The following is a 14,606-nucleotide window of genomic DNA, read 5'->3' on the forward strand; positions in this document are numbered from 1 at the left end:
CATGCTTATTGAGAACGCATTGGCGCGGCCGTTTTCCCGCTGGGATGTAGCGCTCGCCGAAGGCGAGCCTGCCTATGGCTACTTCGCGCGGCTGGTGGCGAACGAAGGCCACTCCAGCATGCGGGTGTATGCCAACGAGATCGGTCTGAACGGTCGCAACCTCGTCCCGCAGGAGTTTCTGGCGGCGATCCGACGGCTGCCGTTGTCGGCGGAGACCTTCCAGGCCATGGATCGCTGGACCCCGATCCGCGACGGCAACCTGTATCGGCTCGGTGCCGAGACCGCGCGGTTGAAGCAGATGTCTATGTCGAAGCGGCGCTGGTGCCGCTCGTGTGTGCGGGAGGCGCGCTACCATCGCGTCTGGTGGGACTTCGTGAGCTATCGGACTTGCCCCACCCACGGAGAGGAACTCGTCGATCGGACCGTACGTGAAGAAGTCGTGCGGTGGCACTGGCCGCATTTCGATGTCGGCCCTGACGGTATGGACCTGGCGGACGGTGCGGCACCGGGGACATCGTCTGCTTCGACCTACCTCGAGAGCTTCATCGAAGGCCGATTGCTCGGTCTGAAAGGACTGCCGATGTCCGGGGTCGCCATGCACCACGTTATCGATGCTTGCGAGACACTCGGCACCTTCTTGGCGGAAGACGGCTATGCGGCACTGACGATGCCTGAGGCGGACCTTCGGGATCGGCTGGCCGAGCGTATCCGGGATACGGTGCCGGAAGAGACGAGGCGGAGAGGTGTTCATGGATCACTGGGTCGGCTGGTCGATGGTGACGAGGAACCTGGGTCGCTGCGGCCTTGGCTCGAGCGCCAGTTTATCGAGGCTTTCGCTCTGGTCGGACGGATCGGGCGAAAGCGCTTCAGCCGAATGGAAATCGAGAAGCGGGACTTCACGCTGGCCGAGGCCGCCACCGAACTCGGCGTGAACCCCAAAGGTCTTTCTCGTTTCGCGAAGCATTTCGGGATCGGCCACACGCCATGGAAGGACGTTCACTCGTTCTCCAAGGACGATGTCGAGACGCTGCGCCACAAGCTGGCCGATCTCATCACACTGCCGGAGACGATCCCGATCACGGGAGTGCCTGGCCATGAGTTCCGGTTCCTCGAGAGGGCGGGATTCATCGTCAGCCATCCGAACCTGTTCACGGCATCGCCTGCTGTCCGATACCTCCGGGATGATGTCGTCAATCTGGTGGATCAGGCCGTCGCCAGGGCGGGCATGGAGACGAGCGCCGCGGCGAGCGTGTCTTCCTATGCGCGGCGGACCAATCAAGCGCTCGGCAGCGTCCTGGTGCAGGTTCTGAAAGGCAAGCTTGCATTGGTCGGCCTGTCGCCTGATGGGACGGGGCTTCGGCGTCTTCGGCTGGCGCTGCCGAAATCGGTGACAGTCAAAGCCGGTATGACACTAGGAGAGGCGGCAGCGCTGACGAAGCTCCAGCCGGCGTCAATCAGCGAGCTGGTCTCTTTGGGCGTGATCCAGCGGATCGAGGGATCGCCACGGCTGTCGGAGGCGTCGGTGCTGGAGTTCCATGCGACTTATGTGAACGCTGCGTTGCTGGCCGCCGATTTGGGATGTGCGGCCAGCTGGGCGAAAGCGAGATTGCAGGCGGTTGGTGCGGAACTGGCGTTCCAACTCCGCACCAACACAGTCCTCACCAGAGAAGAAGCATGGCGACTGCGAGATGCCTTACGCCCCCGTCGCCCCAGAGAATGAGCTCCGGATAATTGCTATGGGCGGCGCTTCAAGAGCTCAAGTGTTAGGTACTACAGATCGCGGATAAACACCGCCCCACTGGAGCAACTTCGCAATATTCGCTCAGCCCTAGTTCAGGAATTGCAAGTCTTTCAGAAATAGCCGGCGCTCGCCTCTGTGGCTTCGCTATGTGATGATCGGATTATCAACGTACGCTGGAGCGATTGTGACAACTGCATTTTACGATACTGATTTCTTTATCCGCGGCGGAAGCGCTGACCTTGAAGAGGTTGGTCATCGACGGCCGGCAAACAACAATAGTTCTGATCATGCTTACGTATCCGCATATTTCAGGAACATTAAGGAAGCGATTATCCAGCGGATCAATGAGTACGACGCAGTTTTCGGATGTGTCGCGTGGTTGAGCGATACTGAGGTATTGGACGCGCTTGCTTCAGGCGAAAAAGACGTGTGTATCATCGTTCAGAAAGAAGATTTCTTGAGGCCAGATGGTGACCGAGCAAATTATCGAGATTGGCTGCGTCGTAGTTATGCACGAGTGAAGCAACGGTTTTGGTATCAGGGCTTCCCCGATTACACATCTATAAGCTATCGACGTGAAAAAATGACTGTTATGGCGTACGAGTCCAGCGACAACCTCTGGCCAGGCGCAGACTCAATGACTATTGAGCCGTTCAGGTGTGCAGGGCGGCTGGTAAAACAGGGAGAGTTTATTCCTCGTATGCATAATAAATTCCTCGTTTTCTGCGACAAGGACGAGGAAGGAAATTACCACCCGATCGAAGTTTGGACTGGCAGTTACAACATGAGTAAGACCGCGACGCTCGGGTTTGAGAACGGGGTCGGAATCATCTCGACGGAGATTGGTAAAGCTTACCTCAGCGAATTCAGCGACATTCTTTTGCTCTCTGAGCCCCTTGATTGGCACAGTGAATGGATAGCGCCACAGCTCGCGATAGGGATTAGCTAATACTATTCGTTGACGAAAAAATACCCGTCGACCATCTTCTCCCGCACTTGGCCGAAGGGGTTGCCTCGCTCAATGTGGGCCTCGAACTGCGGATCGAGTTCCCAAGGATGGTCAAGCAGGCACCAGTCCAGGTGCAGGTGATCACCGTCCTTAGAGACGAGAACACCGACACCCTTGGCAGTACGTGTGACCCATGGGAGCGGAAATGGGAATCTGAAGACTTACCCGCGGGGTCGATATTCGGACGCGACAGCATCACGCTGCCAAGTCCTTTCTCGAAGTGGCGAGTAGCCGTGGCGGCTTTGGCCCCGCCAGCAGCCATCCTAATCCTTGGTTGGCTACTGGCGTGGATCGCAGCCGGCGGACGCCTTCGCGGAAGTGATCGCCGGGCTTATGGTTGGGCGACAACCTGGGGGTATTTCATCGTGAAGCCCATTCGCTCCAGTTCCCTGAACATGGTGTCGACGCGCTCGGCGGTAAACCAACCACCTTCGACCCGATCCGTGAATGCTTCTGATGCCTTGTTGAGAAGGCGAACGAGAGTGGCAGGATAGTCGTTGAGGATTTCCTCGCGCGTAAATACGACACGCGTCGTGTAGCGATCACCGCTGACGCCGTGTCCCAAAACGCTAGAGTCACCGCCAACCCCAGTGAGCAGCGGACGTCCCTCGAGACCACAGGGTTCTACGAACACGGCTACCCTCTCTGCCGTGGGGACCATTTCCATGATCGAATGCGCATGGGCAAGAAGGAAGTGCGTCCTGATCAATGTCATCCTCGTGGTCAGGTAGGGACCACGGCTATCCATCACCCGACCGTGGTCTTCATCATAGCTTTGGCAGATGGAGAAGACGCCGTCCGAATATGCCCGCCAATAGTCGAGGGTCGCGCCCAGGACTCTTCTGTTGGCCAAGCGCATACCTTCAATGCCTGTGAAGAGGTCTCCCTCGATATCCCACTGTCGGGCTTTCGGCGACACGTCTTGGCTGGTAAGCGTCAAGAAGTCGGACCAGCCGGAGTATGCAACGGACTTCATTCGGCGGCTTGCGGCCGTCAGAAGCGGCCGCAACTCATCGACGGCCACAAGGCGTCCTTCTTCGGTCAGCAGGGCATAAGCGCTCAGGACGTTATTGCTCGACATGAGCGCCAACAGTTCTTTGTTGACGTCGAGGACGTCACCGTCGCCCTCAAGCTGAACTTCATCGACCTGCAGGGCAAAGTCCTTCCGGGTGTCCTGTGCGAGAGTGGCGATTTTTTTCCAGTCAGGAAGCTCGGGCGGCTTGCCTGCGAGCGCAGCCGCCACCGCAGCCATAAGCTTTGCCTCGAGCTGTTCGGTCACCTTGCGCGCAATCTGGTCAACCTTGATGAGGTCGATCTCCTCGTTCTTCTCTGCGCGACGCCTGGCCCGTACATCCATGCAGGCTTCCAGAAGGTCGTTCCACTGATCGACCGTTTGGGCTGGGATGACCTCCGGCTTTGTGCTTCGGACGAAGACGTCGTAGTCACCCTTATCGGACTTCGCGACAACCGGAATTTCTCCGTGCCGCGGCACGTGGACGACGGGATACCTTCCGTCATGGTAATCCACCATACGAACTTCGCACTCGAATTCGGGGTGGAGGTGCCGTTTCATAATCCGGTGAACCACCTCGGCGGAGAACATCGAGAGCGGGAAGTTCTCGTCTGTCGGCAGCGGTCTGCCTTCGTCCGAGACGCCGAAGTAAATGCGGCCGCCGCCGCGGTTCGCCATCGCCGCGATACTTCTGACAATTTTGATCGCCGGCGGTCCGTCTGCGATGTTCATCCAAGACTTGAATTCAACCTCTCGAGTCTCGCAGCCGCGTCGAAGGTCATCTTCTATCAGTTGGGCATCAGTTTTCATCGGCATTCCCTGTTACTTTCGAGCAGGTTGCCGGATGCTCGTCAGTCGAGCAATCCCTCGGCGTCAGCAGTTGGTTCGGCCTCCCAGCCCCGTCAAGGAAGCGTGATTGTGTCCATGTAGTAATTGTCAGCCTGATCACGTTGGACGCCAAGATTCTGAGCCTCGAATTGGCGTACCTGACCTTCAAAAACGGAGGTTCCACTGACGCTAACTGAAATGACGTTGCGGGATTGGGAGTCCCCTTGCGGGTTGAAAAAGATTGCGCGCTCTGGAAGGCGTACGGTCTGCGCAACCTTTATCCCGATCCCCCTCAGTTCATCGATAGCCTCGACGCCTTGGTTCCACTCACGTTGTTCGGGATAAAGCCGAATTGCGAATGAAATCGGTTCGCCGCTAGGCATGTCGAATTTGCGGGTCAATTTTTTGTAGGCGTAGGCACTCCTTTGGACCCCGTCTGGGTCCACTAACATCGTGAACCCCATCGTTTGCCAGAAGGGAATGGATGTATGCGGGGCGCATTCAATTCGCACCACGGCGTTCCCGCGGTCATAAGCCCTTTGAAGCGCGTGTTCCGCCGCGCGGCGGCCGAGGCCTTTGCCGCGGAGATCAGGACGGACTTCAACGATGTCCGGTCCTCTCCGGCCGTCAGCGACGAAAGCGACCGTCTCGCTGCCGATCGCCAAGACGTCGAGCATGTCCTCCTCGTAGATTGCTTCGATGACGCCCCAGTTACAGAAGAAGCCCTCACCTGTTTCGCGCCGCTCACGTTCGAGCCAACGCTTTACATCTGCCAAGTCTTCCGCAGTGGCCTTCCGAGTAACGATACCTTGCATGTCGCCCCACGATTTCAACGCATTAATCAGACTGCTCGTCTGTATATAGAGGCGAGGACGGTCGTGCTCAATCGCACATTGATCGCTTCAGAGTTTTGGCCTGCCTATCTCGATCAGAATTCCATAAGCGGAATTTCCCGCAATGACTGCGACAATGAGCATCGCTATTATGAAGGCAACTACAAACCAGCCACGGTTTTCCCAAGCGCTATGGGCGACTGGTCTCCATCGTTCAGGAAGAATGGTGTCAATCAAAAGGTCCATCAGGGGTGAGCCTCGAACATTGACAGCTCCAGTGCGAAACCAAAATAGAATGCACGTAGGATAGTGCCGGCGCAAAGCCGACATGAGGTGACTCGTCTCCTAGCGCGCTCCCCGACTTCGTAGATATCAACCCACTGGCACAGCCGCAGTGAGAGTCCAGACGTATGAGGTGATTGGGCCATTGAGTCCGAGGGTATGAGGCACGGAGTCTGGTTTTAATTGGTCCGGCGGCTTGAAACCGTCAATGAAAACAGCGTTTCCGAGTCCAGAGGTATCTGGCGAGGCTCACCACTTTTCCATCTAGTTGATACTCTTGGTCTTACCTGAAATTGGGTGCGACCAAAGACTGTGCGCCAACTGTTCTCACCTCGCCGCATGCTGTCGGCATAGGGCTAAGCTGGCGCGCCGCCAGGCGAGACAATCGATGAGGCCGACACGGCCGTCCCAATCAGCTGGGCGTCGACTACAGCGCACACGTTATCGAGGCGACCCTACATCGCGTCGCACCGACTCTCGGCTGGCGCTGAGCCGCAGCTGCTCGTTTCCTCATGCTGAACGATCGGGCGCTCAGGGAACTGGTGGCGGGTGCGCGATCCCCTGGTAGTAATCACCTTCACCGGGCCCCATGAACTCATTCGTATAGCGTTCGCGTTCGTCACCCAACGTCCGGGCCGGCGGACGGTAGTAACCGTAAGCGCCGTACATCGGCATCGGCTCCACATACACATTGCCCGTCGGCATGGGATCAACATAGACGCCGCCGGGTGCAGGCTCGTAATAGTAGTTGTCGGCAAAAGCCGGTGCGGTGTTCCCGGCCAAGGTGACGACAAATGCGACGCATGACATTTTCGTAGAAATTCTCATGGCGCTGCTCCTATCTCCGGTCGGGATTCAGTCCCACCTGACGAGATACCAGGCAGCCTCTGCCTGCGGGCTTACGCTGCCTGGTAAGAATAACGCTTGATCGCTGCAACCGTTCCACCAGGCAGTCGGTTTCGACACGCAGTCGGTCGACTTGAAGCCTGGATCGGCGATCCTAGAGCGTTTCCGATTTATGCGGAACCGCACAAACGCTCTATCTCTTTGTTTTTACGCATATCCTGACGGAAAACCCGCTTCGCACTTTTCCTGGAAATGCTCTAGACGAAGCGGCCGAATAAAGGCGACCGACGCACGACCCAATTGCTCCCTGGACGACCTTAGGCTGACTGGGCATGAGGTCGTCCAGTATCAGCGGCAAACCGTGACGAAAGAACGAACGTGAAGCGTTAAGCCGGTCGGGGCAGTCCGGCAGGACCCTGCACGACTGCAACGATGGCTAAGAATGCCACCACCCCGGCTATGCCAATAGCCACAGTCATCCAGATGGACGGCACGACGCCGATCCCGGCCATCGACATGGACATGGCGAGCGGCGCAATCGCCGACATCATCTGTTTGGCCGACGTGGCCCAGCCGAGACGACTGCCGTATCCCTTTGGTCCGAACAGTTCGAGCGGCAATGTCCCGCCGACAATGCTTGTCAGACCGGAGCCTAATCCGAAGCAGATAGCGAACATTACCGCTCCGGCCACCCACGGTGTCGTCATCAGGAGGATCGTCAAACCGATTGGCAGGAGCCCGGTCGCGATAACAGCCAGCCATTTCTGCGACAGTTCACGGCCGAAGAGCAGGTTGATCAAGCGACTTGCGACCTGAGCCGGACCGAACAGCGAGGCTACCAGGAGACCTGCGGCACCAAACCCGAGCGCCTGTGTGAGCGGAACCATATGAACCAGGATCGCCGACAGCGCATAGCCTTCGATGGCAAAGCCAAGCAGCATGAGGGAGAATACAAGCGTTCCGTTCGCAAGTGGCCGGTGTTCGCCAACGGCCGCGACGGTACCCCTGGAAGCGAACACCGCAGTCGTCGTCAGCCGCGCCAGCGCCAAATGCACTGGAAGACAGACGAGGAGGTTCAACGCGGCAAAGAGCAGGTAGACTTCTCTCCAAGACAGAAAACCATGCAGCCAGGATGTCAGCGGCCAGAACAGCGAAGAGGCGAAACCAGCGATCAGTGTCAGGTGAACAATCGACTTCTGGGCTTTGTGTCCTCCAGTCTGAACGATAGCCGTGAAGGCAGTGGCATAGAGGACAGCGACAGAGACGATTTCGGTCAGCGCCAGTGCGACAGCGAAGGTGATTGGCCCGGTGGATACCGCCATCAAGACGAGTGTCGCGGAGGCTAACAGCGATCCTGCCGCCATCAATCGCCCCGCACCGATCCGGTCGGCAAGGTAGCCTGAGAGGGGTGCGGCAAGGCTGCCAACGAGCAGAGCCACCGAAAAGGCTCCGAAGACCCATTGCTGCGATTTGCCGATGTCTTCGGCGATTTCTGGCACCAGGATGCTGAAGGCATAATAGAGCGTGCCGTATCCGATAATTTGTGATGCGCCGAGGCCCGCCAGCGCCCATGTAGGAAGCTTCCGTCCTTCCATGATCACGCTCGCTCTTCTTCAACGACCGACGCCGAGCAACCACATCCGGACTTTCCCTCGGATTTGGCGGTCGCGTCGGCGACACAACAGGCATCCGTTTCTAAGGGCGCAGGTCCCCCACAGCATCCGGATGATGTGGCATTCACTGCGAGGTCGACAGAGCACACTCCTGTCTCGGGAAGGACAAGTTCGACCCGTCTGGCGGCGAGATGATCCCCTGCAAGCTCGGCGACCACGGAACGAACCTGTTCGTAGCCGGTCTTCATCAGGAATGTTGGAGCGCGGCCATAGGACTTCGAGCCGACGATGTAGAAATCCTTCTCCGGATGGGCCAATTCATCGACGCTGTGGGGCGGGACGGTACCGCAGGAATGAAGGTTCGGATCGATCAGTGGAGCCAGGGCTGGCGGGGCCTCCACGGCAGGATCGAGATCAATGCGGAGTTCTCGAAGAAACGATAGGTCAGGCCGGAAACCAGTCGTGACCACCACATGGTCGAGCGCCAGTGTGATAGGCTCTCCATTTGACACGGCTTCGACCACCACCCCTTCGCCTTCTGATTTCACACTTCTGGCAGCAAAGGACGTCAGCATTTTGAGGCGACCCTCGTCCATGGCCTTCTTCGCAGCCAACCCGAGGGCACCGCGCTCGGGTAGCTGGTCATTGAGACCGCCGCCAAGAAGGCGAGCTACACCATGGTGACGGAGCGCCCAGAAGATTTCAGTCGCAGGATCACTTTCCTGAAGTTCCAATAAGGCCAAGGCGACATTGATTGCGGAGTGACCACTTCCGACGACCAATGTTCGCTTGCCAACGAAGTCAGCCCGCCTGGTCCCGGCAACATCTGGAATGCCATAGGAGAGCCTGCCGGAGGCAATTTCACCAACAACAGGCAGCCCGTTGATCCCCATCGGGTTCGGTTGCGTCCATGTGCCGGATGCGTCGATAACGGCCTGTGCCTGGACGTCGTGCTCACCCGTTGCATCTTTGTAGCGGACCACGAAGGGCGCAGCCTCACGACCATTTGATGAGACCTTGTCAAACCCCGCACGCGTAATCGCCTTGACCGTAGCACTGAGTTTCAGGTTGTCAGCGATCTGAGGGATAGCAGATAGTGGAAGCAGATAGTTTTGAACGATCTCCCGACCCGTCGGCACACCATCTGCTCGTGGAGCGCTCCAGCCGTGGTCATCGAGCAATCGCCGCGCGGCATCGTCGATGTTGTATTTCCAGGGTGAGAACACGCGGACATGGCCCCAGTCAACAAGTGCTGAGCCGACGGAAGCCCCCCGTTCCAGGATAAGCGGTGTGATGCCTGCCTCGACCAGTCTCGCGGCAGCTGCGAGGCCAACAGGACCAGCACCAATCACTGCCACAGGAAGGTTACTATCTAAAGCCATCTGCATATCCTTTCGTATTTCTGGAAGTTTCGAAATTAGAGTGCGAAAAAAAGCCCTCAGGCTACGGTTTCGTCGGTCTGCTTTGAGCAAGCTGCGTCGGCGCAGCACTCATCGGCAAGGTAGCCAATCAGCGCGTTCATGTGCTTGTAGTTCGCGGTACAAATCAGTGTCGTCGCCTGACGATCCTGGATAACAAGGCCTGTATCGACGAGCCGCTTGAGGTGGTGTGAAAGGGTCGATGCCGGAATTTCCAGCTTCTCCTGCAGCTTCCCGACCGGCAGGCCATCTTCACCGGCACGCACAAGCGCACGGTAAATCTGAAGGCGGGTAACGTTGCCAATCGCTTCGAGCTGCGATGCTGCTTTTTCGATAATCATGGAAATAAGCTATGGCGAAAACCGCCTCCGGTCAAAGAGTATTTCGGCATTTGTGGAAATACGGTGCGCGTAGAAGTATACCGTCAATCTGGGTGCTCGTACCGCCCGCACCGGGCATGATGTTTTTAGGGTCCGGACCCAATAAGTGGGTTTCCTTGCGCACTGCGACGTGATTCACTCGCCTCAGCGAGGAGGCGGTTGCATGTCTGATTTCTTTTGGTTTTCCGACGCGCAGTGGGAGCGGATAGAGCCGCTTTTGCCGACAGATGTGCGAGGCAAGCCGCGCGTGGATGACCGCCGGGTCTTGAGCGGGATCGTCCATGCGCTGCGCTGTGGTGGCCGCTGGGCGGATTGCGCAGATGTCTATGGACCGAAGAAGACACTCTACAACCGCTTCGTCCGCTGGTCCGAACGCGGCATCTGGGAAGGCATCTTCAGTGCGCTCGCAGGGGCCGATGATGCGCCGGATCGACTGTTCATCGACAGCAGTTGCATCAAGGTCCACCGCTGTGCGGGTGGAGGAAAAGGGGGGCCTTGGCTCATGGTATCGGCCGCACCAAAGGTGGACGGAACACCAAGCTCCATGCTGTCTGCGATGCCAAAGGCCGCCCTCACGTCCTGCTCCTGACGCCCGGCAACGTCCACGATTGCAAGGTGGCGAGGCTCTGTATCGAAGCTCTGCCACCCTCCGCCGAACTCGTCGCCGACAAAGGCTATGACAGCCAGGCTCTGCGCGAGTGGCTCGACGAGCGTGGTACCCAAGCCGTCATCCCGCCGCGCAAGAACCGCAAAATCCAATATGAATACGACAAGGCCATCTACAAGCAGCGCAACGTCATCGAGCGCATGTTCTGTCGCCTCAAGGACTGGCGTCGCCTCGCGACCCGCTTCGACCGCAACATCAAAAACTTCATGGGGGCAATCGCACTCGCAGCCGCCGTCATCTGGTGGTTGTGAGTCCGGACCCTAGTTGTTGGGCTCACGTGCCGTGCCAAGTAGAATCACCCTGTCTACTAAAGCAAGGAACGATGGTGCAGCTTCAATCGACCCTTACCTGTCCGCACTGCGGGCAAACGGCAACGGAAACGATGCCCGTCGACGCTTGCCAGTTTTTCTATGAATGTATCGGATGTGGCACGATGCTCCGGCCAAAAGCTGGTGACTGTTGTGTGTTCTGCTCCTACGGTGACGTACCTTGCCCGCCGGTCCAAGAAGACAGGCAAAATAGAACAGGATCGTGTTGCTCCGCCTCCTGATAGGTCTTCATCCCCTGGTGGAGCTTCGAACAAGGCGTTTGTTCAGATGGCCTTGAGCTGAACCCGCTTCTCCAGCTTCTCCGCATCCTCTTTCCGCTCACTGTAGCGGTCAGTGAGGTACGACGACGCATCTCGGGTAAGCCACGTAAACTTCACCAGCTCTTCGCAGACGTCGACGACGCGGTCGTAGTAGGACGACGGCCTCATCCGGCCATCGCCGTCAAACTCCTGGTAGGCCTTGGCAAATGAAGACTGGTTCGGGATCGTGATCATCCGCATCCAGCGACCGAGAATGCGCATCTGGTTGACCGCATTGAACGACTGGCTGCCGCCGGACACTTCCATGACCGCCAGCGTCTTGCCCTGAGTCGGTCGAACGGAGCCGAGGGAAAGCGGGATCCAGTCAATCTGGGCCTTCATGATGCCGGTCATCGCGCCATGTCGCTCCGGGCTGACCCAGACCTGGCCCTCGGACCACTCGGAAAGGTCGCGCAGTTCTTTCACCTTGGGATGGCTGATCGGCGCTTCATCGGGGAGTGGTAAGCCCTTGGGATCGAACACCTGTACCTCGCAGCCGAAGCGCTCCAGCAGGCGGCGAGCTTCGTGTGCCAGAAGACGGCTGTAGGAGATTTCCCGGAGTGAACCGTACAGGATCAGGATGCGCGGCTTGCGTGTCGAGAACGCGGGATGCAGCGCATCGAGATCGAGCATACACAAGTGTTCACTGGCGGCGGCAGGAAGTGTTTCAGACAATGCGCCGTCCCTTCTCATCGAGGACGCGCTCGCCATCCTCCTTCGTGAACGCACCCTTGTGAGTGTCTGGAAGGATATCGAGGACGAGTTCGGACGGACGGGAAAGACGGGTACCCATCGGCGTGATGACGAACGGACGGTTGATCAGGATCGGGTCCTTCAGCATGGCATCGAGCAACTGATCATCGGTCAGCTCCGGATTATCGAGGCCCAGTTCCGCATAGGGCGTGCCTTTCTCGCGGATCGCCTCACGGACCGTAAGCCCCGCATCGGTGATCGTCTGCGCGAGCCGGTCGCGTGTTGGAGGCGTGTTCACGTAGTCGATGACAGTCGGCTCGATACCCGCGTTGCGGATCATTTCCAGCGTGTTGCGCGACGTGCCGCAGGCCGGGTTGTGATAGATAGTGACGTCCATGATCATGCCCTTTCGGCAACGGCTTTTTCGACGATGGTGTTCTTGGCGACGGCAGTGCCTGCTTCGTACCAGCCCTTCGAGCGGTTCACGATCCAGACGACGGACAGCATCACCGGGACCTCGATGAGGACCCCAACGACGGTTGCCAGCGCAGCACCCGACTGGAAGCCGAACAGGCTGATGGCCGCCGCGACCGCGAGTTCGAAGAAGTTTGATGCCCCAATCAGTGCGGACGGTCCCGCAACGCAATGCTGTTCGCCAGTCATCCGGTTCAAAAGGTATGCCAGGCCGGAATTGAAGTAGACCTGAATCAGGATCGGAACTGCAAGCAGTGCGATAATCGTCGGCTGGGCGGTAATCTGTTCACCCTGGAAGCCGAACAGCAGGACCAAGGTTGCCAGAAGCGCCAAGAGCGACAGAGGCTGCAGCTTGGTGAGAAGCCCATCGAGAGCCCTCGTCGTGCCGTCGGCCATCAACATCTTGCGAAGGACCTGCGAGATCGCCACAGGGATCAGGATGTAGAGCGCGACCGAGATCGTCAGCGTGTCCCAAGGGACCGTGATTGCCGACAGTCCGAGGAGTAGGCCGACAATCGGCGCGAACGCGACAATCATGATGGCGTCGTTGAGTGCGACCTGGGAAAGCGTGAAATGCGGCTCACCCTTTGTCAGGTTCGACCAGACGAAGACCATGGCCGTGCACGGCGCTGCGGCGAGAATGATCAGGCCCGCGATATAGGAGTCGATCTGGTCTTCGGGCAGCCACGAACGAAACAGGTAGCCTACGAACAGCCAACCGAGCAGCGCCATTGAGAACGGCTTGACCGCCCAGTTGATGAACAGGGTGACGCCGATCCCGCGCCAGTAGCTGCCGACCTTAGACAATGATCCGAAGTCGATCCTCAGCAGCATGGGGATAACCATCAACCATATCAGGACGGCGACGGGGATGTTCACCTTGGCGATTTCCGCTGCCCCGACGACCAGGAAGACGCCTGGCATCAGATGACCAAGCGCGATGCCGACAACAATGCAGAGAAACACCCAGACGGTAAGGTAACGTTCAAACGTCGACATCAGCTTGCCTTTTCCTGAGGCTGCGTGGAGCCTTCCATCCTGCCGATCTGGCGCAGGTGCTGTTCGAGGGCGAGCTTGTCGATGGAGGAATGCGGCAGGCTGAGAAACGCCGATATGCGGTTCTTGACGAACCTTGCAGCTTGAGCGAAGGCCTTTTGCACCTCGACTTCTGTCCCTTCGACGGCTGCCGGGTCTTCGACACCCCAATGTGCGGTCATGGGATGGCCAATCCACACAGGGCACGCTTCGCCTGCTGCGCTGTCGCAGACGGTGAAGATGAAGTCCATCTGCGGTGCGCCTGGCTCAGCGAAGACGTCCCAGCTTTTCGAGGAAAACCCCGTGGACGGATAACCGAGTGCGTCTAGCTCCCTGATGGCGTGAGGATTGACCTCGCCCTTTGGATTGCTGCCCGCGGAGTAGGCGCGGAAGCTGCCCTTGCCCTCGGCGTTGAGGATGGACTCGGCAAGAATAGAGCGATCGGAATTGCCCGTGCACAAGAAGAGCACGTTATAAACACGTTCAGACATTGGAGTTGTCCCTAGTGGTGTTGGTCCGACTTTAGAAAAATAAAGCCAGTCATGCGCTCACTCCCACGGGTGGGCAGCACGGCATGAGTTCGGCAATCAAAGGGGTGCAAATCTCCGCATTGCCGCCACAGCAGTCCTTGATCAGGAACAGTGTCAGTTCGCGGAACACATCGAGCTTTGCACGGTAGATGATTGAACGGCTGTGGCGCTCACCGGAGATCAAGCCAGCCTGTGTCAGCGTTTTGAGATGCGCAGACATGGTGTTTTGCGGCACGTCGACGATCTTCGCCAACTCGCCAACGGGCAGCCCGTCAGGCTCATGTTTGACGAGCAGCCGGAACGTGTCCAGACGAGTGCTCTGTGCGAGTGCGCCCAGCGCAGTGATGGCTTCCAAGTTATCCATATATCCAACCTATTGGATATATGGATACGAGTCAACGCGTTCTTCGAACTTTGAGCGCCTAGTACCTCTTAACAAGAATTTCTATGCCGGCACGACAGCCCGGCCTTCCCGACTGGGTCATCCGGTGTCCGACGGCACATAGAAAAACTCAATCAGAGAAACTCGTCCTCACACGCCCACGACAAATCCAAAAACGCGACTATCACAAATACTACTACTTCCCGTAGCAACAATATTCGGCTAGGACGGTTGC

Annotated in this window: 15 protein-coding genes and 1 pseudogene; 5 read left to right on the forward strand and 11 right to left on the reverse strand. The window is 58.0% G+C overall.

What is annotated here, in order from left to right; genetic code table 11:
• Position 1 precedes the first annotated feature (1 nt).
• Both ASD52_RS21525 and ASD52_RS38670 read left to right on the forward strand, forming a co-directional pair.
• Positions 2-1,720 carry a TniQ family protein gene (locus ASD52_RS21525; protein WP_057225477.1) on the forward strand — a complete coding sequence of 573 codons (1,719 nt, stop codon included), beginning with the start codon at positions 2-4 and terminating at the stop codon, positions 1,718-1,720.
• Between the two features lie 205 nt (positions 1,721-1,925).
• The gene (locus tag ASD52_RS38670) at positions 1,926-2,690 is read left to right on the forward strand and encodes a phospholipase D-like domain-containing protein (protein ID WP_156613009.1); all 765 of its coding nucleotides are present in this window, start codon (positions 1,926-1,928) and stop codon (positions 2,688-2,690) included.
• 391 nt (positions 2,691-3,081) lie between these two features.
• Here the strand turns inward: ASD52_RS38670 and ASD52_RS21535 are convergent, their stop codons facing one another.
• Both ASD52_RS21535 and ASD52_RS21540 read right to left on the reverse strand, forming a co-directional pair.
• Entirely contained in the window at positions 3,082-4,572 is a 1,491-nt protein-coding gene (locus ASD52_RS21535; protein WP_162254175.1) for an ATP-binding protein, read from the reverse strand.
• A 92-nt stretch (positions 4,573-4,664) separates the two neighbouring features.
• Entirely contained in the window at positions 4,665-5,405 is a 741-nt protein-coding gene (locus tag ASD52_RS21540; RefSeq protein ID WP_057225482.1) for a GNAT family N-acetyltransferase, read from the reverse strand.
• Positions 5,406-6,112: 707 nt separating this feature from the next.
• Here ASD52_RS21540 and ASD52_RS38675 point away from each other — a divergent pair.
• Positions 6,113-6,196 (forward strand): annotated as a pseudogene (locus ASD52_RS38675) (flavin-dependent oxidoreductase); the annotation flags it as partial.
• A gap of 40 nt (positions 6,197-6,236) precedes the next feature.
• Here ASD52_RS38675 and ASD52_RS21545 read toward each other — a convergent pair.
• From ASD52_RS21545 to ASD52_RS21560, 4 genes are all read right to left on the reverse strand, one after another.
• A complete protein-coding gene (locus ASD52_RS21545) occupies positions 6,237-6,533 on the reverse strand; it encodes a hypothetical protein (protein WP_025426897.1) in 297 nt (98 codons plus the stop codon).
• Between the two features lie 404 nt (positions 6,534-6,937).
• Positions 6,938-8,146 carry an arsenite efflux MFS transporter ArsK gene (gene arsK, locus ASD52_RS21550; protein WP_057204995.1) on the reverse strand — a complete coding sequence of 403 codons (1,209 nt, stop codon included), beginning with the start codon at positions 8,144-8,146 and terminating at the stop codon, positions 6,938-6,940.
• 2 nt (positions 8,147-8,148) lie between these two features.
• On the reverse strand, positions 8,149-9,546 hold the full coding sequence (locus tag ASD52_RS21555; protein WP_057225520.1) for an FAD-dependent oxidoreductase: 1,398 nt from the start codon (positions 9,544-9,546) through the stop codon (positions 8,149-8,151).
• Between the two features lie 56 nt (positions 9,547-9,602).
• Positions 9,603-9,923 carry a metalloregulator ArsR/SmtB family transcription factor gene (locus ASD52_RS21560; protein WP_025426894.1) on the reverse strand — a complete coding sequence of 107 codons (321 nt, stop codon included), beginning with the start codon at positions 9,921-9,923 and terminating at the stop codon, positions 9,603-9,605.
• A 202-nt stretch (positions 9,924-10,125) separates the two neighbouring features.
• Here ASD52_RS21560 and ASD52_RS37645 point away from each other — a divergent pair.
• Positions 10,126-10,880 (forward strand): IS5 family transposase gene (locus ASD52_RS37645; protein WP_156408123.1). Its coding sequence is split into 2 segments (ribosomal slippage): positions 10,126-10,459 and positions 10,459-10,880, totalling 756 coding nucleotides; the frame shifts between segments, so codons are not numbered across the junction.
• 74 nt (positions 10,881-10,954) lie between these two features.
• On the forward strand, positions 10,955-11,179 hold the full coding sequence (locus ASD52_RS40250) for a GDCCVxC domain-containing (seleno)protein (RefSeq protein ID WP_239637575.1): 225 nt from the start codon (positions 10,955-10,957) through the stop codon (positions 11,177-11,179).
• A gap of 42 nt (positions 11,180-11,221) precedes the next feature.
• Here ASD52_RS40250 and arsH read toward each other — a convergent pair whose 3' ends face one another.
• Genes arsH through ASD52_RS21590 form a run of 5 tightly spaced genes read right to left on the reverse strand, consistent with a single transcriptional unit; the run spans position 11,222 to position 14,353 of the window.
• Positions 11,222-11,950, reverse strand: coding sequence for an arsenical resistance protein ArsH (gene arsH / locus ASD52_RS21570; RefSeq protein ID WP_025426893.1), 729 nt, complete (start codon positions 11,948-11,950; stop codon positions 11,222-11,224).
• On the reverse strand, positions 11,925-12,353 hold the full coding sequence (gene arsC, locus ASD52_RS21575; RefSeq protein ID WP_225906175.1) for an arsenate reductase (glutaredoxin): 429 nt from the start codon (positions 12,351-12,353) through the stop codon (positions 11,925-11,927). Before arsC ends, arsH begins: the two co-directional genes overlap by 26 nt.
• Positions 12,350-13,423 carry an ACR3 family arsenite efflux transporter gene (gene arsB, locus ASD52_RS21580; protein WP_057205006.1) on the reverse strand — a complete coding sequence of 358 codons (1,074 nt, stop codon included), beginning with the start codon at positions 13,421-13,423 and terminating at the stop codon, positions 12,350-12,352. The genes arsC and arsB overlap by 4 nt, the downstream gene beginning before the upstream one ends.
• Positions 13,423-13,950 (reverse strand): arsenate reductase ArsC, encoded by a 528-nt coding sequence (locus tag ASD52_RS21585; protein ID WP_057225484.1) that lies wholly within the window; start codon positions 13,948-13,950, stop codon positions 13,423-13,425. The genes arsB and ASD52_RS21585 overlap by 1 nt, the downstream gene beginning before the upstream one ends.
• Before the next feature lie 49 nt (positions 13,951-13,999).
• Entirely contained in the window at positions 14,000-14,353 is a 354-nt protein-coding gene (locus tag ASD52_RS21590) for a metalloregulator ArsR/SmtB family transcription factor (protein ID WP_025426889.1), read from the reverse strand.
• Positions 14,354-14,606 lie beyond the last annotated feature (253 nt).

This window comes from Ensifer sp. Root142, assembly GCF_001426785.1.
In the GTDB taxonomy this organism is placed as follows: domain Bacteria; phylum Pseudomonadota; class Alphaproteobacteria; order Rhizobiales; family Rhizobiaceae; genus Ensifer; species Ensifer canadensis.